The organism is Lysinibacter cavernae, from assembly GCF_011758565.1.
In the GTDB taxonomy this organism is placed as follows: Bacteria; Actinomycetota; Actinomycetes; order Actinomycetales; family Microbacteriaceae; genus Lysinibacter; species Lysinibacter cavernae.
The window spans coordinates 616,370-637,863 of the sequence record NZ_JAAMOX010000002.1; the positions used below are offsets into that span (position 1 = coordinate 616,370).

The window sequence follows — 21,494 nt, forward strand, 5'->3', positions numbered from 1 at the left end:
GCTCCCGGAAGCGGCCGAAATGCGATTTACTAATAGTTCACAGGGAGTGAACCAACAACCGGGGGGAGGTTTCACTATCTTATTTGCAGGTGAAGAAACAGGGCGTCGCCGCCAGTGGGGTTCTGAGCGACGCTCGGAGCCACTGTCAATCGTGCATCCACGACCAAGCACACGAAAGATCGTGCTCGGTAGGCTTGCCATTATCGTTACCATCGTGGCCTGGTTTTTGTACCTGCTCACCACAATATTTCGGCAGTTTATCGAGGGCCCACAATCGAATTTCCGCTTCACCGTTGAGGCAATTTCGTATGTACTCGTTGTCACCTTCCTCACCTTCTCGGCGCTCATGTACCTCGTGGCCCGCCAGGGCGCGCTCAACCGGTTCCGCGATCACACCCGTGTGCCCCGTGGACAGCTCGACCGACACTTCGATAACTACGACAAAGCGATTACCGTCCTCATCCCCTCGTATGCCGAAGAGCCGGCAATCGTCCGGTACACCATGTGGTCTGCCGCGCTGCAGGAATTTCCAAGCCTCAACGTTGTTCTGCTCATCGACGACAACCCGAACCCCACCGATCCAACAACCCTTGAACGGCTCAACGAAACGCGGGCCCTTGCCGACGAGATTGTTGACACGCTCGCGGAGCCAGCCGCGCACTTCCGAGCTGGCTACGAACAGTGGCTCGCCGATCGGCCCCGAAGCACAACTCCAGAGCACGCCGAGACCGTCGCGGGCTACTACCGCGAGGCCGCCGAATGGCTCGAAACGATGGCGGAGCGCGAGGCAATTACCGACCACGTCGCCGAGTTCTTTGCAACCCAGGTGCTCATGAACCTCGCGAGTGATCTTCGCCTGAATCTGCTCGCGCTCAACGCCGCGGTGGAGCTGGGCGAGAGCCCAGATGCCGAGCGCATTTCCGAGCTCTACCGCAGGCTCGTCTGGATTTTCACCGCGAGCGCATTCACCTTCGAACGCAAACGCTACGCCTCGCTCTCGCAAGAGGCCAACAAAGCGATGAACCTCAACTCGTATATTTCGCTCATGGGCGGAAGCTACAACATCGAGCACACCGCCGGCGGCGACATCCTCGTTGAACACGACGAGCGAAACCCAGAGCCCGCAGAGCTCACGTTCCCCGATACCGAGTACCTGCTCACGTTGGATGCCGACTCCCAGCTGCTGCGCGACTACTGCATCCGCCTTGTCTACCTCCTCGAACAACCGGAAAACGAAAACGTGGCCGTCACGCAGACGCCATATTCGTCGTTCCGTGGGGCCCCGACCCGCATCGAGCGCATCGCTGGCGCAACCACCGACCTGCAGCACATCCTGCACCAGGGCATGACCTACTATGGCGCGACGTTCTGGGTTGGCGCGAACGCGGTCATCCGTAAGCGGGCGCTGCTCGACATCGCAGAGACGCAGACGGTTGGCGGCTTTGTCATCAACACGTATATCCAAGACCGAACCGTGATCGAGGATACCGAGTCGAGCGTCGATCTTGGCACGCACGGCTGGACCCTTGTCAACTACCCGGAGCGCCTCAGCTACAGTGCGACCCCTCCAGACTTCGGTTCGCTCATCGTGCAGCGGCGGCGCTGGGCAAACGGTGGGCTCATCATCATGCCAAAGCTGTTGCAGCAGATCAGGGCGCGGCGGCGCACCGACGATCGGATGCGCATGGGCGAACGCCTGCTTCGGGTCAACTACCTCATGTCGATTGCGTGGGCAAGCTTCGGGCTCCTCTTCCTACTTTTCTACCCCTACGATTCGCGACTGCTCAGTCCACTCGTGTTCATCGCGGCCCTCCCCTACTTCTTGGCGATGGGCAGCGACCTGCGAGATTGTGGCCACCGCTTCTCAGACATTTTCCGCATCTACGGGTTCAACCTCGTCTTGCTTCCCGTCAACCTCGCCGGCGTCTTCAAGTCATTCCAACAAGCGCTCACGAGCGAGAAGATTCCCTTTGCCCGCACGCCAAAGGTCTCCGACCGCACGGCGTCGCCAGCATGGTTTGTGCTCATGCCGGTGCTCATCGTTGCGTTCTCGCTGCTCACGCTGTGGCGAGATGCCACAATCGGGCACTGGGGCAACGCCGCGTTTGCCGCGTTTAACGCCGTCCTCGCGACCTGGGCGATCTACTCGTACATCGGGGTTAAGAACTCAGTTGTCGACTTCGTGCTTGGCATCGAAAATTGGCTGTACGTCGACGCAAAACCAAAGCCATCGGCTCAGAATGGCGACATAACCGTCGAGGGCGTTGCCGCCACCCCTGCTGTGCAGTGGGAGTCAATTCTGTACCACGGCGACCGCCGGCTCAACCGCGACCTGCGCCGGACCTCCGACCGCCGCCGCCGCCTGACCAAAACCAGCAAATGAACATTCTAACTTCGCCGTATACCGCGACGGCACCCTGAGGGAGCGGCCGTGTTTGATTCCATCCGTCACTCCATCCGCGAAACAAACACGCCGTTTTCTCGGGTCACCGGCATCGCGGCGCTGGTTGTTGCCTGCAGCACAATCGTTGATGCAATCACCGCAAAAGACGCAAATGCCCTGCTGTATGCGCTGGTCGCGACGGGCATCGCCCTCGGGTTTGCGGGATTCACCTTTAGCCGCGGGGCGTCGCTGCACCCAGCGGTCGGTCTCATCGGCGTGCTCATCCTTGCGGCGACCCTCTGCGTGCTGATTATCGCGGCAGAAAGCCCGATGCTCGTCACGAACAACTTCTTGCTGATACCAATGGTTGCCGTCTACCTTGGCTGGTTCTACCCAACCCGGATTGCGACCGCCGCATTCTTGCTGTTGATGCTCCTTGTCACGATCGCCGTGGCACTCAACCCCTTCGAGTCAATCTGGACCGTGTACACCAATGTGTTCCTGGTGTCAGCGTTCTCACTGTTCAGCAGCGGCTTCTTGCAGCGCCAGCTCAATACCCTCGCGGCGACGGATGTGCTCACCGGCGCGCTCAACCGGCGCGGCTTCGAGCGAGTCAGCACCATGGAGGTCGCACGAGCAACTCGGCTCGGCGAGCCGCTCACGCTCGCGGTCATTGATTTTGATAACTTCAAGGAGATCAACGACTCGCACGGCCACGCCGCCGGCGATCAAGAGCTTGTTGACGCGGTCACCGCCTGGCGGTCAGTGCTGCGTCCGTATGATTGGATTTCTCGCACTGGCGGCGACGAGTTTGTGCTCCTGCTCGCCGGTATCACCGAGAACGAGGCAACGGCGACGATCAATCGCCTGCGGGAGAGCCACAGATCCTCGTGGAGCGCAGGGGTGGTCTCACTCATCCCTGGAGAAGATGTGCAGAGCGCCCTCCGCAGGGCCGACGCGCTGCTCTATGCCAACAAAAAACCGAACGAAGCCTAACCCAACGCCGCCGATAGCGACGAGGTACAGATGAAACCACCGGAGAGCGAGCCGTTCATCCCGTCACGCCTGTCGCGCGTGGAGAAGTACTCAAACCCGTGGCTCACGGTCTCCGAAGATCAGGTCCAGTTTTCGACCGAGCACACCGGCCCGTATGGGATTATCCAGAAGCCAGATTTCTCGCTCGTCATCCCAACACACGGGGAGCAACTTGCCCTCGTTCGTCAGTACCGCTACCCGATCGCGCAATGGCGCCTTGAGTTCCCCCAGGGTGCGCTTCATCACTCCACTGCCGATTCAAGCCCTGTTGCTGCGGCACAGCAGGAACTCCGCGAAGAAACGGGGCTGCTCGCGGAGGAGTTCATCCCGCTCGGCTCATTCCATGAGTCCTACGGCTTGAGCTCATGCCTGTGCCATGCATTTGTGGCCACCGTATCGGGTGTAGCCCATCCAGAACCTGAACTCACAGAAGTCATCACTGCGACCGTTTGGGTGTCGCCCACGGAGTTCTGGCAGCTGGTCAGCAACGGAGAGATCACTGACGCCGCTTCCATCGCAGCGATGGGCCTCTACCAGTCGCTCAACCGAAAAGGCTCATAGGTTCTGGGCAGACGATGCCCCTACCTGCGGCGGTCAACCATGGGTGGGTCGCCCTCAGTGTCTCCAAATGCCGTGTCTTCGTCGAGCTCGTCCAGCCAGGTGCGCAGCTGCCTCGCCTCAAGCGGGCGTGAGAAATAGTATCCCTGGAAGATGGAGTACCCCGCGGCAAGCAGGAAGTCGCGCTGCACGGCGACCTCGACGCCCTCAACGATGACCGTCACCTTCATCTCCGTCGCAAGCTGCGTAATCCAGCGCAGCAGCGGTTTCATGGGCGCGTTTGGATCGCTCTGCTGCACAAACATTTTGTCAACTTTGAGCTCCGAAATTGGCAACTCACTCAGGTGGATGAGCGTCGAATAGCCAGTGCCAAAGTCGTCAAGTGCGAGCGGAAAGTCTTGCTGCACAAACTGGTCGAGGCACACGAGGTTGCCCCCGTCATCGCTGAGCGCAATTCGCTCGGTGAGCTCAAGGACCAGGTCAGCCGGCGGGATGCCAAACTCGGCGGCAACGTCGCGAATATCGTTGGCGAGCGTTGGGTCATAGACGTCTGGTGCCGACAGGTTCACCGAGATCCGGGGAACCGTCAGCCCCTCGGCCCGCCACTGGGCGAGCTGTTTGGCGGCTTCGCGAACGACCCACCTCGTGAGCCGGTAGTTCAGACCAAACTCTTCCGAAATCGAGGCGATGCGACCAGGATCTACCGCGCCAAGCGTTGGATGACGCCAGCGCAGCAACGCCTCGACACCATAGAGCGTGCTGACGTCGTCAAGGATCTGCACTTGGGGCTGATACACAAGAGTGAGGTCGTTGTGTTCAATGGCGGCCTCAAGGGTCTCACCGATGAGCGCATTTTCGCGCACCCACGAGCTCATGTTTGGGCCGGAGTAGGCCTGGTAGTAGGTGCTCGGCAGACGGCGAGCCTCGTGAAGGGCGATGCTTGAGTTCTCGAAGAGGGTCTCAAACGATTCCCCATCACGTGGATACACTGCGAGGCCCATGTGTCCCCGCGCATAGAGTCGGCGTCCGCCAATCTCCAACGGGTCTTCGGCAAGCCACTCGTTGCCTTGCATGGCCTCAATCGCTTTGTCTCGACCAACCCCACGGAGCACAACGATAAACTCACTCGTCCCCGAGTTGTGGCCAAGGATGTGCCCATCGTGCAGCAGCGAGCCAATGTTTTCGGCGATCCGAAGCAGCACCTGCTCGCCAACGCGGTGGCCGTGCACGTCTTGGATGGCCTGAAACCGGTCAAGGTCATACACAACAACCGAGAACTCTTCGCCCGGCTGGATCTCCTCAATCATCTGCCCAACCTGCAGGGCGACCCCGGCGCGGTTTGGCAGGCTGGTCAGGCTGTCGGTGAACCCGGCGCGTTGCGCCCTGAGCATTGCGCGTTCTCGCCCAAGCACCATGGCCGTCATGCGCACCGCAATATCCATGAGTTCGTGGCGAAGCGGAGTCAGCCTACTGTTCACGCGGCACGCGACCAGAAACATCCCAGAGACTGCGCGCGAGCTTCCGCTAATGGGCATCGACCAGAATCCTTGGAAGCCGCACGCGCTGAGGCGGGCACCAAAATCGCCCCACTCAGGGCGTTCCGCAACAAGCGGAACGATGAGCTCCGTGTCGAACGTGCCAGGCAAGACTGGCAACTGGACGCCACGCCGACCGCCAACGTGCGGCAGGCCTTCAACAAACGCCGCAGGAAAGGTGGGTGCCGAAAAGACGTAGACGTTGCCGTCTTCCGCAACCTCGCCGATGGCGACGGATGCAGAAGGGCAGATCGTCTCAACCTCGGCACAGAGCACCTGCAAGATTTTGGGGGCACGATGCTCGGCCAGCATTCCGCCAATAACGGCGTCCTGAACCTGGCTGGCGAAGTAGGAGATGGTGTGGTCGGTTACGAAGTATTCAACGAGGTCGCCAACCGTGCGGATGCGCGAAAGCCGCAGCCGCCGCCGGTCGCCGTCGCCGGCATCAACGAGAAATTCGCGTTCAACACCGATCGTGTTTGGGCACATCATTCCGGCAGCGGGAAGGGGAGCCAGCCCAACAATCGCGTCGGTTGGCACACCGAGCATCGGATTGCCAACAGCATCCTGCTGCGTGATCGAAAGGGAATTGGCCACTTGGATGCCCATGCGGGCAATCGTTCCGGTGGCAAGGGAAATCGCTACAACGCGAGCGCCATTATCGCCGTCAGGGTCGGCGTCGGCCTCAGTGTTGTGCGGCATCACCGTCTTCCTTTCCGGGTCCTTGGATGTTCCGAACAACCCGGCAATGACCCCCCGGCTAACTGTACTCGCCGAGGGGCCACTATCGATAGCTATCGCAACCGTGTTTTTTCAATCGCTGGCCGAGCCTTCGCTCGGGTCACGAATCGATTCTCGTGAACTCGCCGCGGATGGTTAACCGACGCCTCCTGGTGAGCAGCAGCAGTCCGGCTCCGCCGAGCAGCACGAGGATGCCGGCAAGCGCGAGCGGCCCATCGTTCTGGCCCGTGACGGTGAGACCCGTTTTGGGTGCCGTTTTCTGCTGCGCGACAAACGAGTTGGTGATCTCTACGGCGGTCGCCTGAACGTCGCCGTTGTGGCTTGGGCCCCGAAGCGCAACCGTGGCAGCGTCTTCAGCGCTGTCACTATCGGTCACGCCGGCGGTCAGCGGCGCGATGGTTGTTGACTCCGCACCGCGGTTGTCCGCCTCGGTAACCGTGCAGAGCGAGCCCTCTGGCAGGCCATCGATCACGGATGGCGTCCCAACACGCACGGTGGTTAGACCGTTGAAATCGGTTACGGTCACGGCCTCGCCGTTCATCACGAGGTCTCTCGTACAAACCGCGCGCATATCGTACTCCTGCGGAACCCAGCTCTCATCCGCTCCGGTTCCTGCGAGCAGCTTTGTGAGTTCAAGCGCAGCAGGGCTGTACGTGTTGACCATTTCGACCGTCACAGGGGTGCCGTCAAGCACCGTCACGGTCCGGTCCGGTGCCGCGATGTTTGCGCCGCCCGTCTCGGTCTCGGTCACGGTACATTCCGCTCCAACTGGCAGGTTTTCGATACTTGCTGCCTTGCTCGTTTCGCCTGGGCCAAAGCTCATCGCCACGTCACCGGCCGCGCCGAGATCCATCGGGTAGCCGCCAAGCGTGCAACTCACGGCAAACCGGACGTCGCCAGCGGCGGTTCCGGCAGACGGCAGCTGCACGTTCTTCATGATCGTCAGCGCCGCTCCAGCGGGAAAGGCGTTCAGGAAGTCAACGCGGTGATCGCCAGGCTCAAGGGTCACGAGGGTCAGCGATCTGGCGGCGTCGAGGTTCGCTACCTCGCCATCCGCCGTTGCGGTAACCACGCTTGCGCCCCTGTGGTCTGTCTCAACGATGGAGCAGTCAGCGCCAACTGGGAGCCCGCTGATCTCGGTGGTTTCACCAGCGCCAAGGTGGAACGGGCCGTACGTTTCGTCAAAGCCTCCAAACGTACACGCAGCGTTGACCTCGAAGGTTGCATCGGCCGGCAGGTACGAGGCAGCGGCTCCAGTCACATCGACACCGAGAGTCAGCGTCGTAGCGGCAAACACGTTGGTCGCAACGATGAGGTTCTTGGTTCCGTCGGTGTCGAGGGTGATGGCTTCTTCAGGATCTGTCTCGTACGTGTAACCGGTCGCCCCGTCCGCAACGGAACCGTACTGATCCCCGGCAGACCGCGTCTGGCCGAAGGGCTGGTATTCCTCGTCCGTGAGCTGACATTCAGCGCCTCGGGGAAGATTCCGGATGGTCGAGGTCTGCGTTCCGTCGGCCGAGTCGATACCCGCAAAGGCAACAGAGCCGGTGAGCGGCACGGCGGTACCGGGCGCGAGGCAGCTGTAGAACACGACGTACTCTTCGGCCTTTAGGTGCCAACGCGTCACGTCGGCATCGCTCAGGCCAAGCGTCACCGTCATCGAAGTGTCCTGCGCGCTGGCGCCCGACATCGGCGACTCCGAGGCCGGCTGCCAGTCGCTCACTGACGAGGTGCGGGCGGTCACTGCCGCCGTGTTCCAGGTCGTGCTCGATGTTGCGCTTGTTTGAGGAACATTCATCTCAAACTCAACGATGACGTACTCGCCACCACGAAGCTTGGCGGCGTCATCAAACACGAGGTCCCCGCCAAAAGCGGCGGTCGAGGCAGCGGATGCTGCCGACCAGGTGCCCGCGGCACAGTCCAGCGTGTTGCCACCCGCGTAGGCATCAGGGTTCAGCGAGCACGGGTTCATGGTCGACGAGTAGCGGAACCCTCCGTTGGCCAGCTGGGCATCGCCGCGAGCGCCGAGGTCGGTCGCCTCTGATCCCCCAAGCATCCGCACCGAGCCCGGCACGAGTGAGGGCGTCCACAGCGAGCCGCGCTGGCTGTCGAGCACTGTGCCTTCGTCGCCAACTGCGGGAAGCGCGTCAACAAATCTGAGTGAGCTCAGGTCGTTGTTACCCGAGTTGATGAGTTTGAGCCGGTAGGTCAGCGTTCCACCGACGCTGGTCTCAACCACGCAGGGATTCTTCACCCACGTTCCGTCGGCCCAGTCGGCGTGCGTCGAAACGTCGCAGACCTCACCGTCGACCGTCGACGAGGAGAGTGCACCCTCGTTGAGGTACGACTCGACACGAACGGAATCGTTGCGGAGCGAGGTCGCATTTGCCGTAGCAATACATGCCCCTGCAACCGAGGATTCGTCATGGCACACCGAGCGGATGGGCGCGCCCTCAATACCGGAGGCAATCAGTCGGGCCTGGTTGGTGCCGGAGCCGCCAGCAGCAACCCCATCCACCATCTGCAGCGGGACCTTAATGACAATGCGTTCGCCGGGCTTGAGCGCCTGATCGGCTGGCCAGGTCCACCGCATGCTCGTGTTGAGCCCCGTGGTCATCTCCATCACTGGCGTTGTCGAGACTCCTGCCGGCGCCGAGGTCACCGACCACTCGGCCGACGCGTTCGCCGCGTTGTACACGAGTTCTGACGGAAGTGTATCGACCGCGGAGAGGTTGTAGAGGTTGCTCGTCGCGCCTGAAGTCTGGTTCGACAACACCACGTAGAAGTTCACCCACGAACCAGGGTTTGCCCGTGCCGTTGTTGGTCCCGTATCCGTCGCGGAGTTGTAACTCCCGGCAAATTTGCGCACGAGCGGGTTTGGGGTTCCGGGGTTCACATAGGCGATTGCGTGATCCGCGGTCATTTCAGCAAGCGGCGCGGCAAAGGTTCCGAGGTACGAAGCTCCGGCACCAGTTGCATCAACCATCCACTGCGTTTGTGATGCGGGGAGCTGCGTTGCTGGCGACAATTCTGCCGCGTCGCTCCGCAGCGTTGCGCGCAGCTGCGTCGCAAACACCAGCTGGCCGGTCGCTTGCTTGGCAATGCGAGAACGAATGAGCTCGCTGCCGTCGAACTGCACACGGAATCCGGTGACCTCAGACCACGTCTTCGGCCCATCGCCGGTCTGCGGCAAGTTCAGGTACGAGCCGTTTGTGGCTGAGACGCCCGTTGTCCAGGCACCGTCGGCTCCGCGCATCCATACGGTTGCGGACGTCGCTCCTGTTGGATACACCACGTAGGCACGCGTCACGTCGAAGGCATCAAACACGCTGCCCGGTGTTACCGCGTAGTCTTCTGGGTCGGTTCCTGGCCACGAGGATGCGTCCATGAACTCCGTGTCGGTTGCGAGGCGGAGCGACGACACCGGGATGTTTCCGGTGTTCTGGTTCGACAGCGTCCACGAAGTGCTTGGGCGGAGATCGCGGTACAGCGTGCCACCTGAGTTGCGGAGCCCGACGGCTACCGAGCTGTCCATGACGTCGATCGACACCGTGTCGTAGGCGGTGTGGCTCTCGAGGTGGAGCGCACCAAAATCGGCGCTGTAATCAACCGTGGCCCGCGCCGTCTGACTGACCTTGCCTGCGCCGGTTTGGTATGCGCCGTCAATGCTTTGCTCGGAGACGAGGTTGAGCGGTTCGCCTTCGTCGAAGGTGTACGAGAATCCGCTCCGAACGTCATTCCGAAGACTGGCGTTCAGCACCAGGCGGCCCTGAATGGTCGCTTCTGCCTGTTTTGCACCAACAAAACGGCCATCCTGTGCCCACTCAACAGACACACCAACGACATTCGCCCACGTGCCAGTTGGCGGGTTCAGCTGCGAGGCTGTTGCTCCGACCGGGGCGTCAACCACGAGCGTTGTGCCGTCGACATACTGATAGGTGATGTTCGCGGCAACCTTTTTCTGGGCCGGGGTTCCGTCCTTCGGCGCGTTGTTCATGTCTGGCCACTGCATCGACTGGATACCGGCAAAGTCGGTTATGGCGAACGGGTTTGTTCCGGACTGAGCGTCACCGCCGACCCCAACGGACAAACGATCGACCCCTACCGGGATGCTTCCCGTTGCGGACCACTGGTTCTCAGGGTCGACGTTGGCAACGCCAAGTGCCGTCTTATTCGAGGCATCCAGTGTGATCCGGGAGGTCGTGCCGTCCTGGGCAACGAGGTAATCGGAACCATCGGCTGCTTGCCAATTTACCGCGGCATCACCAAACAGCTGATTAGCCTCGTAGACCGTGTACTTTGCACTCGCGTTGTATTCGCTTGCCCAAGCCGTTCCGTCCTCCGTTGACTCTACGGATGCGTAGTTGAGGTAGGTCACGCCACCGAGTGAACCGTCGACCTCAGTGCTTGGGCTGCTGAGCAGGTGCGAGCGAAGGGTTACGTCCACCACGGCCGAGAACGCACCGTACTGCTGGAGCGCTTTGGTGTCATCCGTCCGTGTCACATCAATCTGCACTCGGTATACCTTGGTGGCGTCGGCGGGCGACAGTTCAGCGCTCCAGTCGATGGCACGCTTTTTGCCCTGGACGGCCAGGTATGCGGGGCTCTGCGAGTCTTCGATGTCGGCTGCGCTCAGCGCTTCGCCGTCGAGCTCGGTTGGTCCTGAGACCGTTCCGACCGGTCCAACTGGATTGCCGGAACGGTCAAACAGCGAAATCGTCATAACCTGGTCTGGGCCAACCTTGGCATCCCGTGCACCGGCAAACGCGAAGAGGTCAAGGGCCGAGCCGGCGCTGCCCGTGTCAACCATGCGAGTCGCGATTGTGTCCTTGGTTGCGGGTACTCCCGCGAGCAGGAACGCCGTCGCCGAGTTTTGACCGGCGAGACCGTACGCCTTCGCGTCAGTGTCGTAGTGCTTGATGATCGAGGCGCGCGCAATCTCTACGAGATACAGCGAATCGCTTCCAGTAGCCGTCGCGGTATTCGTTCCGGTCCTGAGCTCTGCGGTGTTTCCCACGGCGAGCAGACCCGGCGTTGAGGCCGCGCCAATGGTGGCGGGCGACACGAGCGCGCCAGTTGTCATGAGGTTGTCACGGAACTTGACGCTTGTGCCCTGCGGAGTCTCGCACGTCACGCGGATAGGGAACCGACCGGATGCATCCGTCGGCTGAACCGTGTACTCAACACCAACAACGAGGTTGAGGTCGACGGAGGCGTCGTACGCAACCTTTGTGATCGTCGTCGGGGCGTCAACCCGGTCAGCGACCCACACCATCATGCTTGTGGTGCTGCCAACCGTGTCGCCAGCCTCATTCACGCACGCAACGGGCGAAGTGGGAAGCGACGCAAACTTGGTGGTGTTGAACGGGTTGTTGTTCAGGTTGCGAACGGTTGGTTCGGTCTGCGGATCAACGATGACAAAACCGGTCGAGCCAAGCGTTTCCGTTGCGTTTTCGCTCGGCGCGGTTGATGCGGTGAGCAGGAACTTATGGTCTTTGAAGTCCTGGATGGGCTTTGTCGAGTCGTACAGGTCGCCAGCCTTTGCAACGCCGGTCAGCGGGTATGCCGTTTGGTCGCTGGCGTCACCAAGCTTTTTCGCCAGTTTTGCGGTGAACTGCGGCTTGACCAGCGTGAGGTTTGCAATGTTGGTTGACTGCGAAATCTGCGTGCCCGTCGAAGCCACAGCTTTCACAGTGGCCGAGTTGGTCACGACAAAGCTGCCCGGGTTGGATGACGGTGCCGTGATAGCAGCGCCGGTGGTGAGGTTGACGTCACGCAGCACAGCGTCAAGCGTGATCGACCCAGCACAGGCGTCATCGGCCAGCGCGCATCCGCCGCCAATGGCCTGCCCGTCTGCCGCGCGGAACGTCAGCACAATCCCAGCGACCTCGCTCAGGGGTCGGCTGTCGACGGAAGAATCGGGCACGGCGTTGCCGCTCGCAAAATCCTGCACGGCTCCGGTCTTCGGGGCGGTCGCGTACAGGTACTGGATGCTGCCAAGGGTCGCGCCCGAGGGGAACACAACCTGTGGCGCGGCCATCAACTCCTGGTAGTTGAAGTAGTTGCTCGTGGCCGTCGATGTGGTCACCTCAAGCGAGGTCAGCACGGGCACTCCCGTGTTTGACACCCGGATGGTGGTTGTTGAGGCTTCTCCCGAACCGTAGACAGAGGTGTTGTCGTTTGAGGCGGTAATCCAGTCGAGCGAACGGCCAATTGTTGGCACGAGGGCCGCAACCGAAACGTCGCTTCGAACCTGCTGGATGGCCGTTCCGGTTTCGCCGGGTGCCGCATCCGTAACGGTGTTAGTCACCTGCGCCGTGCCGCGAACCTGGCGCGAGGTCGCGGTCGCGTCGATAATTGCGCCACCAGTGCTGCGGCGCGTGTCGCGAAGTTTGTACCCAGCGGTAACCAAAACGGTCCGCTCTGCGGCCGTCGCGGAACCAACAGCTGGGAGGCCGGTAACGGTGACTTCGTAGCCAACGGCTTCTGTAGGGGCCTCGGCCGTGAGTTGCCCAGCGGCAAGGGATTCCGTGCTGGTCGTACCATCGGCAAGCGTAAAGACTACCGTTGCGCCGGCCGGATTCTTGTCGAGCGTGATCAGGCGAAGGTCAAATGCTTCTGAGGCCGCGATCGTGCCGGTGGGAAGCGTTTCAGCGCTGGGCTCGCGGAACGTCAGCGAGCTTGCCGTGTTTGCCGCTGCTGTTGCCGTCGTCTTTGAGGTGGTCTCTGCCTGGCTGCCATCGCCGAGCGAGTCATTTGTCCATGCCTTCGAAACGTTGGCGAGCGCGGGCTTTTGGTACACGCGAAGGGTGGTGTCCGCCGCGCTTGTAAGTTGGGTCTGGTTGGGCTCAGTTCCCGCGAGCAGTGCGGCCGTCGTGCTCTGGACGGTCCCGTTCAGGCTCGCGTCGGCGGTTGCGCTCACACGCGCTGGCAGGTAGGCGATCGAGGTGGATGCGAGGTTCTCCCATGTCAGCGTCACGGTCTTACCGGTTGCAACTCCGCCGCTCGGCTGAACGTCGACCGTCACCCCGGTCGGCGGGTTGAAGCCGTCAACCAAGAATTCGACGTCCTGCGCAAATTGCAGCGTGAGCGTCGCGGGGCCACAGCCCGACGGATCGGGGCAGCCGACGCTCGCGACGTAGGTAAACTCAGCGCCAGCCTTGACCTCGGTGAGTGGCGCGCCAGTCACCGGATCTGCCGCGGCAAGTGAGAGCACAACGGGCGGTCCTGCCGCATAGGCGGCAACCGCTGCGAACGAGCCAGCGGTCGCCACGAGGGCTCCAACAATGACGGTAGCCACAATCGAGCGCGCTGAAATAAACCGTGTTAACAACACAAATAGTCCCCATGTTCTGTCCAGAACAGCGCATTGCCCGATGTCTCAGGCAAGCCCTAACTGCTCCGAGTAGTGTTGCGACTCGGCTCCGCCCCCGGAACCGTAAAGATAAAATCAAGCCACTGTGTCAAGAACCCTACTCCTTTTCTTTTCTTGCGGCAACGACCCCCTGTGCAGAGCAGACGAGTTTCCAAGGCGTTAACGACCGATGGACCCGCAGAAATCTGCGGGTCCATCGGTCGTTCGGGCGTCTGGTCACCCAGACAAGAACTAGCCTTTTGCTCGAGCGAGCAGTTCGGCCCGTGGGTTTTCGTTCGGCCCAACCTCGTTAAACCGTTCGAGCGCCTCCCGTGCCTCGTCTGACAGGTGCGAGGGAACAGCTACCTGAACCTCGGCAAGCAAATCGCCGGTGCCCTTCGAAGTAGCAACCCCGCGGCCCTTCACCCGCAACACACGCCCACTGGGCGTGCCAGGGGCAACCTTGAGTCGCACCGGGTCTCCACCAAGCGTTGGCACCTCAATGGTGGCACCAAGCGCGGCCTCAGCAAAGGTAACGGGAACCGTCACGCGAAGGTTTCGGCCATCACGCTCAAAGACGGGGTGCTTGCGCACGTTGACCGTGAGGATGATGTTGCCAGCCGGGCCGCCGTCAGGACTCGGTTCGCCTTTGCCAGCGACCTTAATCTTCTGGCCGTCGGCGACACCTGCCGGGACCTTAACCTTGATGGTTTTCCCCTGCGATGTCTGCAGCGAAACCGTGTCGCCCTTGGTAGCCGTCTCGAAGTCGAGCGTGACGCTCGCCGAGACGTCCCTCCCAGGGGTTGGCCCGCCAAAGCCGCGGTATCCGCCGCTCGTCTGGCCAAAGCCACCGCCGCCGCCGAACATGCCGCCGAGGATATCCTCGAAGCCGCCGCCACCGCCCTGCTGGAACGTGTACTGCGATCCGCCGCGCGATTGACGGCCACCGAAGATGTCTTCAAAGCCGCCGGCACCACCGCCAGCCCCACCAGAGGTGAAGCGGGCGCCAGAGCCCATGGCCCGAATCTGGTCATACTCGGCACGCTGTTCTTTGTCGCTCAGGACAGAATAGGCCTCGCTGATCTCTTTGAACTTAGCCTCAGCCTTTGGGTCACCCTCATTTGAGTCTGGGTGGTGCTTACGCGCAAGCTTGCGGTAGGTCTTTTTGAGATCGGCCTCCGAGATGTCTTTTGACACCCCGAGTACCTTATAGAAATCTTTATCGAACCAATCTTGACTAGCCATCAGTTGGCACCGCAACAACCACCTTGGCTGCGCGCAACTGCACCTCACCTAGGCGGTAGCCCTTTTCAAAGACCTCAAGAACGGATGGTTCGGTCACCGCAGGGCTTGGCACCTGCGTGATGGCCTCGTGGTGATTTGGGTCAAACGGTTCGCCTTGTTCGCCAAAGCCAACAAGTCCGAGCTTCTCAACGACTCCACGTGTCTTCTGGGCGATCGTGAAGTAGGCGGAACCCTCTTCAAGGTCGCCGTGCTTTTCTGCCCGGTCGAGGTCGTCGAGCACGGGAAGAAGCGCAACAACAACGGAGGCCACTGAGCGCTGACGCTCGACCTCTCGGTTTGCCTCGGTGCGCTTTCGGTAGTTTGCGTACTCGGCGGTGAGGCGCTTCAGATCGTTGAGGTGCTCGTTATCCTCTGCATCTGCTGGTGCTGCGGCAAGGATGTCGTCAACGGTCAGCTCGTCAGCGGCCAGGTCGTTGGCAGCGAGTTCCTCGTCTGACAGCCCCGCGTCGGCTGATGCGCCGGCTGCTTGGTCTGCCGACTGCGGAACCTCACCGGTTTCCGGGGTGACCGGCTCGTCCGGGTTCTGGTTCTGATCAGTCATTACGTGTTCTCCTCTGGAGTAAAAGTGTGTGGGTTCTGCTCAGGCCGTGTTGCGATTTCTGATCGCCGGCCCGAGTAGCGTGAACCCGTGCCGCCCTCCCGAGAGTATCGGGTTGGCGGCACGGGTTGCGAGGAAAACGACGTTACTTCTTGTCGGTGTCGTTCTCGTCGTCTTCTACAACTTCGGCGTCTACTACGTCGTCGTCGTTTGCTTCTTCTGCTGGCGCCTCGGTCGACTCGCCTTCGGCCTGCGCCTGAGCGTAGATGGCCTCACCGATCTTGACCTGGCTCTCGTTGAGCTTGTCAAACGCGGTCTTTACGGCGTCGTCGTCTTCGCTTGCAAGCGCGGTCTTGAGCGCGTCAACATCGCCCTGTACTTCGTTCTTCACGTCGGCCGACAGCTTGTCTTCGTTCTCGGAGATGAGCTTGTCGATCGAGTAGGCGAGCTGTTCGGCGTTGTTGCGGAGCTCTGCAGCTTCGCGGCGCTTCTTGTCCTCTTCGGCGTTCTCTTCGGCTTCACGAACCATGCGCTCGATGTCGTCCTTCGAGAGCGACGATCCACCGGTGATGGTGGTGGACTGCTCTTTACCAGTGCCCTTGTCCTTTGCCGAAACGTGAACGATACCGTTCGCGTCGATGTCAAAGGTGACCTCGATCTGCGGAACGCCACGAGGGGCCGGAGCAATGCCCGTCAGCTCGAAGGTTCCGAGGTTCTTGTTGTCGCGGGTGAACTGACGCTCGCCCTGGAACACCTGGATCGATACCGACGGCTGGTTGTCGTCAGCCGTTGTAAAGGTTTCGCTTCGCTTGGTTGGGATGGCCGTGTTGCGCTCGATGAGCGTGGTCATCATTCCACCCTTGGTCTCGATACCGAGCGACAGCGGCGTGACGTCAATGAGCAGAACGTCTTTGCGCTCGCCCTTCAGCACACCTGCCTGCAACGCAGCACCTACGGCTACGACCTCATCGGGGTTCACACCCTTGTTCGGCTCGCGTCCGTTGGTGAGCTTCTTGACAAGCTCGGTCACAGCAGGCATACGGGTCGATCCACCAACGAGCACAACGTGCGCGATGTCTTCGACCTTCACGCCGGCCTCCTTGATGACATCAAGGAATGGCTTACGCGTGCGCTCGATGAGGTCTTTGGTGAGCTCTTCGAACTTTGCGCGGGTGAGCGTCTCGTCGAGGTTAGCTGGGCCATTTTCAGTGAGCGACAGGTAGGGAAGCTGGATGCTCGCGCTCATCGAGCTCGAGAGTTCCTTCTTCGCCTGCTCAGCGGCTTCCTTCAGGCGCTGAAGCGCAATCTTGTCACCCTTCACATCTACACCGGTGGATGCCTTGAACTGCGTGACCAGCCAGTCAACAACCCGCTGGTCCCAGTCGTCTCCACCGAGGCGGTTGTCGCCTGAGGTCGAGCGAACCTGAATGGTCGAGAAGTCGTCGTCCTTGCCTACCTCGAGCAGCGAAACGTCGAACGTTCCACCACCAAGGTCGAAGACCAGAATGAGCTCATCTTCTTTCCCCTTGTCGAGGCCGTAAGCCAGCGCTGCTGCGGTTGGCTCGTTGATAATACGGAGCACGTTGAGACCTGCGATCTCACCGGCTTCCTTTGTTGCCTGACGCTCTGCGTCGTTGAAGTACGCAGGGACGGTGATGACGGCGTCGGTAACGGTGTCACCGAGGTAGGTCTCTGCGTCCCTCTTCAGCTTCTGCAGGATGCGGGCTGAAATCTCCTGTGGGGTGTACTTCTTGTCGTCGATTGCGACGGTCCAGTCGGTACCCATGTGACGCTTCACCGATGCGATGGTGCGGTCTACGTTGGTTACTGCCTGGCGCTTTGCGGTCTCGCCAACCAGAACTTCGCCGTCCTTGCTGAACGCAACGACCGAAGGGGTGGTGCGGAAGCCCTCGGCGTTTGCGATGACGGTGGGTTCGCCACCCTCAAGAACAGCAACCACCGAGTTGGTGGTTCCGAGGTCAATGCCTACTGCACGTGCCATAGTTTTGTCTCCTTGTATTGGTCATGTGCCGGGTTGCCCCGCCACACAGTTCGTGTACGGCGTCGCCAACGGCGAGCCAAAAACTGATTTCGACGGCTTTGGTAGTTTGCGGGCCATCCGCTGCCACCAAGACGGCCCGCAGCTGAATACTGCTGGAAATCTTGGCAACGTCGGTAGGGTCGCTCAATACTTGAGCCGCCATGACTCAATATTAGAACATCCTTTTTCGCTTGTCAAGAAACTTGAGTGAAGTCGACTCAACTTTATTGACTTGGCCTAGATAGCCGCCGGATCTTGCCCTCACTGACGGCCGTCAGCTTCGCTCAGACCTTATTCGGCGCCCCACCTATTGCCCTACCCGTTGCCCTCCGACTGCAGTTCATCAGGCACGCCAACGTAGACCGTCGACTCCGGCAACCGCGAGCGCATAACCGTGATTGCCTCAGGGTTCTGGTCCATCAGCAAGAAACGGCGCTTGAGCTTGGCAGCAACAGCACCGGTCGTTCCGCTGCCGGCAAAGAAATCCAGCACAAGGTCTCCTTCCCGGCTTGAGGCCTGGATAATGCGGCGAAGAATACCCATCGGCTTCTGCGTGGGATAGCCAGTCTTTTCCTTGCCGGTCGGCGAGACGATCGTGTGCCACCACACGTCGGTAGGGAGCTTGCCCTTTTTTGCCTTTGCCGGCGTCACCAGGCCTGGGGCCATATATGGTTCGCGATCAACAGTCGTCGAATCAAAATAGTAGGTCTTCGGATTCTTGACATAGACAAGGATGGTGTCGTGCTTCGTCGGCCAGCGATTCTTTGACTTCGCACCGTAGTCGTAGGCCCAGATGATCTCATTCAGGAAGCTGTCGCGACCAAAGAGCGCGTCGAGCAGCACCTTTGCATAGTGCGCCTCCCGATAGTCAAGGTGCACGTAGAGTGTGCCGTCATCGGTGAGCAGCCTCCAGGCCTCTACGAGGCGCGGTTCAAGGAATCCCCAGTAGTCATCAAAGCTATCGTCGTAGCTGCGGAGCTGGCCGCGGATGCGCTCGTAGTTGAGCCCTTTAAAGCCGCTGACCGTACCAAGCCCCTGCTCGGCGCTGCGAACGGCCGTTGTCTGCTGGCGCGCCTGCGTTCGTCCGGTATTGAACGGAGGGTCAACATAGATCAGCGTGATGCTTTCATCCGGCAATTCTTGGAGCATGGGGAGGTTGTCCCCGAAGAGCACTCGGTTACCGAGCTCGCCAGTCTCGTCTACCGCGGGGGCCTTCTCTGCACTCATCACACACCATGTTCTCGCACTACCCACAACAATACGAACCGACATAGGCTAATCACACAAACAAAAGGAGAAACCGATGTCGGAACTCAGCAACGTCAGCGTTCGACACGAGCCAGAGCGCAACCGCTACGTCATCGAGGTCGACGGCGAGGTCCGCGGCGAAGCGGTCTACCGAGTCTCAGGCAACGCCCTCCACGCCATCCACACCGAAATCGATCCCGATTTACGCGGAAACGGACTCGGCGACATCCTCGTCACCAACATGATTAACGACATCCGCGAGACGACCAGCTATTCGGTGGTGCCACAGTGCAGTTACGTTGTTGAGTGGTTCCAGCTCCACCCGGGCGAGCGCGACCTGCTCACGCGAGGCACCTCGCTCTAACCAGGATCGTGCCGAGCGGATGCTCCAACAGTTCCGCACCTCGATGCCTTCCGCAGCACGATGCCTTCCGCGCAGACGGCTTCTGCACCCCGCGGTTACACCCCCGCGCCGACGCCCAGCACCCAGCACCCAGCACCCAGCACCCAGCACCCAGCCACAAAAGTGCCACAGAATGGTCACATTTCCACCCAAATCAGGCCGAAGAGGTGCATCTGCGCCAAATCTGTGCTGTCTCGAACCATGGGCCCAAGTCACGAGCTCGAGCTACAGCCCCAAGCCACACGCTCGAGCCACAGGCTCAAACCGCCGCCTCGAACCACGCGCCCTAACCACAGGCTCGCACCACAAGCTCAACCAGCAGAACGCAACAACTACGGAACCCGCTTGAGCCAGGCCTCCGTCGAGAACTTTTCGGCCGCGAGCTGCTCTGCCTTCGCGTATTCTTCAGGCGTAACTTCAGAGCGGGTACCACCGTGAAGCGCCACAAACGTGTCGAGCATCTTCGAGATGACTTCTTGCCGAGAAAGACCTGTCTGGCTCCGCAGCGGGTCAACCCGTTTCTGAGCACTTGCCGTGCCCTTATCGCTGAGTTTCTCTCGCCCAATTCGCAGCACGCGCACCATCTTTTCGGCGTCCATGTCATAGCTCATGGTCACGTGGTGCAGCACGGCTCCCGAACCGAGCCGCTTCTGGGCGGCCCCGCCAATCTTGCCGGCTGGGCTCGAAATATCGTTGAGTGGCTTGTAGAAGGCGTCGATGCCAAGTGCCTTGAGGGCGTCGAGTACCCACTCGTCGAGGAAGGCATAGGAGTCGGCAAAGCTCAGGCCCTGCACAAGCTCACCCGGAACGTAAAGCGAGTACGTAATCGCGGATTCTGGCTCCACAAACATTGCGCCACCGCCAGAGATCCGACGAACAACGGTCACGCCATACTTTTCCGCGTTGGCGCGGTCGACCTCGTTGCGCAGCGATTGGAAGCTCCCGATGATAATCGCGGGGCTCGCCCATTCCCAGATACGCAGGGTCGGCTTGCGCGTGCCTTCGCCAACGGCATTGGTCAACACCTCGTCTAGCGCGAGCTGCATCGCTGGATGCTGCGGTTCCCCGTGGATGATCTGCCAGTCATAGTCGCGCCAGCTTGCTGCCTGCGCGATCGCCCGGCGAACCGTGACCGCGATTGCTTCTGGGCTAAACCCCAGCAGCTGCGCATCGGAGGGCAGGGCCGCCTGAACTGCGGCGGCAATCTCTTCTGCTGTCGACTCGCGCGGCAGGCCTTCGATTGCACCGTTGATGTCATCAAGCGCGCTGTCCGGCTCAAGGAAAAAATCACCGGCAATGCGAACATTGGTCAATTTACCGTCAGTTAGCTCGAGGTCTGCAACAACAAGCTTGCCGCCAGGGACCTTATATTCACCGTGCATACTGCCAGCCTATTCGACTGAGTGCCTGCGATGGGGCCTACTGCGCGTTCGCCTTTGCAAAGTGCTCATCGAGCCAGTCGATGAGGTCGTCAAAGACTTCGTCTTTATTCGTTTCGTTGAAGATCTCGTGTCGTGCGCCTTCGTAGATGATCGCCGTCACATCGGTCAGGCCGCTGCGCTTGAGGTATTCCTGCGCGAGTCGCTCAACGGAGGCCTCCCCGCCAACGGTGTCATCGTCGCCAACCATGAGCAGCATGGGCGGGTTCACTCCGATATTTGCCTTTGGTCGCCCAAAGAGGCGAAGCGAGTCGCGGAGCCCAAAGAGGCGAAGAATCTTGGCATCAAACGTGAGTGGGTCTGCGGCGAACGCCTCGTGCACCTTCGGGTCTCGACTAAGCCACTCGTATCCCGTCGTACCTAGATGCTTGTGCCGCTTATTGAGGTCACCGCTCTCAAGGAAGCCAGGCATCCGATACGCAGAACCGGTGAGGATGATGGCGTCGTAGTCCCCCGGATACTGGTTAAAGAGCCGCTGCCCCATGAGCGACCCCCACGAGTGCCCAAGGTAGACGAGCGGGACCCCAGGGTTCGCGATGCGCGTGAGCGTACCCAGTCTGCGGATGGCCGCTTCTGCCGCACGAAGTCCGCCAGGGCCGAGCTTGCCCATCTTGCTGAGGTCTCCACCGTGCTGCTCAACACCCGTTTGACCGTGGCCCCTGTGGTCGTCGGCAACAACCGAGTATCCGGCGCGGTTCAGCACTCCGGCCAAGCGCTCATATCGAAGCGCGTGTTCGCCGACGCCGTGTGCGATCTGAACAATCGCTCGAGGGCTGTCGATCAGCCACTCGTAATAGGTGATGGAAACGCCAAAGTCATCTACGAAGCGGGGCATGTGCCCATTCTTGCACCCTCCTCAGCCACACGACACCGTTCACCCCGTTTTCGGAGAGTGGCGTGCCGTAAAAGCCTGC

12 protein-coding genes are annotated in these 21,494 nt (G+C 60.8%); 4 read left to right on the plus strand and 8 right to left on the minus strand.

Annotated features, from left to right (window positions below):
* Positions 1-346: 346 nt before the first annotated feature.
* From FHX76_RS12110 to FHX76_RS12120, 3 genes are read left to right on the plus strand one after another with little or no spacing between them, the layout of a single operon-like run.
* Positions 347-2,383: a glycosyltransferase family 2 protein gene (locus FHX76_RS12110; protein ID WP_243848856.1), complete on the plus strand. Its 2,037-nt coding sequence runs from the start codon at positions 347-349 to the stop codon at positions 2,381-2,383.
* Between the two features lie 48 nt (positions 2,384-2,431).
* Entirely contained in the window at positions 2,432-3,379 is a 948-nt protein-coding gene (locus FHX76_RS16790; protein ID WP_167150984.1) for a diguanylate cyclase domain-containing protein, read from the plus strand.
* Between the two features lie 30 nt (positions 3,380-3,409).
* A complete protein-coding gene (locus tag FHX76_RS12120; protein ID WP_167150986.1) occupies positions 3,410-3,979 on the plus strand; it encodes an NUDIX domain-containing protein in 570 nt (189 codons plus the stop codon).
* A gap of 20 nt (positions 3,980-3,999) precedes the next feature.
* Here FHX76_RS12120 and FHX76_RS12125 read toward each other — a convergent pair whose 3' ends face one another.
* The 6 genes from FHX76_RS12125 to FHX76_RS12150 all read right to left on the minus strand — a co-directional run bounded on the left by FHX76_RS12125 (position 4,000) and on the right by FHX76_RS12150 (position 18,717).
* Positions 4,000-6,213, minus strand: a complete 2,214-nt coding sequence (locus FHX76_RS12125; RefSeq protein WP_167150988.1) for a putative bifunctional diguanylate cyclase/phosphodiesterase — start codon at positions 6,211-6,213, stop codon at positions 4,000-4,002.
* Positions 6,214-6,352: 139 nt separating this feature from the next.
* Positions 6,353-13,552 carry a DUF5979 domain-containing protein gene (locus FHX76_RS12130; protein ID WP_167150990.1) on the minus strand — a complete coding sequence of 2,400 codons (7,200 nt, stop codon included), beginning with the start codon at positions 13,550-13,552 and terminating at the stop codon, positions 6,353-6,355.
* 306 nt (positions 13,553-13,858) lie between these two features.
* Positions 13,859-14,851: a DnaJ C-terminal domain-containing protein gene (locus FHX76_RS12135; RefSeq protein WP_167150992.1), complete on the minus strand. Its 993-nt coding sequence runs from the start codon at positions 14,849-14,851 to the stop codon at positions 13,859-13,861.
* The gene (locus tag FHX76_RS12140; RefSeq protein ID WP_167150994.1) at positions 14,844-15,452 is read right to left on the minus strand and encodes a nucleotide exchange factor GrpE; all 609 of its coding nucleotides are present in this window, start codon (positions 15,450-15,452) and stop codon (positions 14,844-14,846) included. Before FHX76_RS12140 ends, FHX76_RS12135 begins: the two co-directional genes overlap by 8 nt.
* 142 nt (positions 15,453-15,594) lie before the next feature.
* Positions 15,595-17,451 carry a molecular chaperone DnaK gene (gene dnaK / locus FHX76_RS12145; protein ID WP_167150997.1) on the minus strand — a complete coding sequence of 619 codons (1,857 nt, stop codon included), beginning with the start codon at positions 17,449-17,451 and terminating at the stop codon, positions 15,595-15,597.
* Positions 17,452-17,805: 354 nt separating this feature from the next.
* Complete coding sequence (locus FHX76_RS12150; protein ID WP_167150999.1) at positions 17,806-18,717, minus strand: DNA-methyltransferase; 912 nt, start codon at positions 18,715-18,717, stop codon at positions 17,806-17,808.
* Between the two features lie 76 nt (positions 18,718-18,793).
* On the opposite strand from FHX76_RS12150, the gene FHX76_RS12155 reads away from it, so the two are divergent.
* Entirely contained in the window at positions 18,794-19,102 is a 309-nt protein-coding gene (locus tag FHX76_RS12155) for a GNAT family N-acetyltransferase (protein ID WP_167151001.1), read from the plus strand.
* 371 nt (positions 19,103-19,473) lie between these two features.
* On the opposite strand, the gene lplAB is transcribed toward FHX76_RS12155, so the two are convergent.
* Both lplAB and FHX76_RS12165 read right to left on the minus strand, forming a co-directional pair.
* Positions 19,474-20,523 (minus strand): lipoate-protein ligase LplAB, encoded by a 1,050-nt coding sequence (gene lplAB / locus FHX76_RS12160; RefSeq protein ID WP_167151003.1) that lies wholly within the window; start codon positions 20,521-20,523, stop codon positions 19,474-19,476.
* 37 nt (positions 20,524-20,560) lie between these two features.
* Positions 20,561-21,415 carry an alpha/beta hydrolase gene (locus FHX76_RS12165; protein ID WP_167151005.1) on the minus strand — a complete coding sequence of 285 codons (855 nt, stop codon included), beginning with the start codon at positions 21,413-21,415 and terminating at the stop codon, positions 20,561-20,563.
* Positions 21,416-21,494 lie beyond the last annotated feature (79 nt).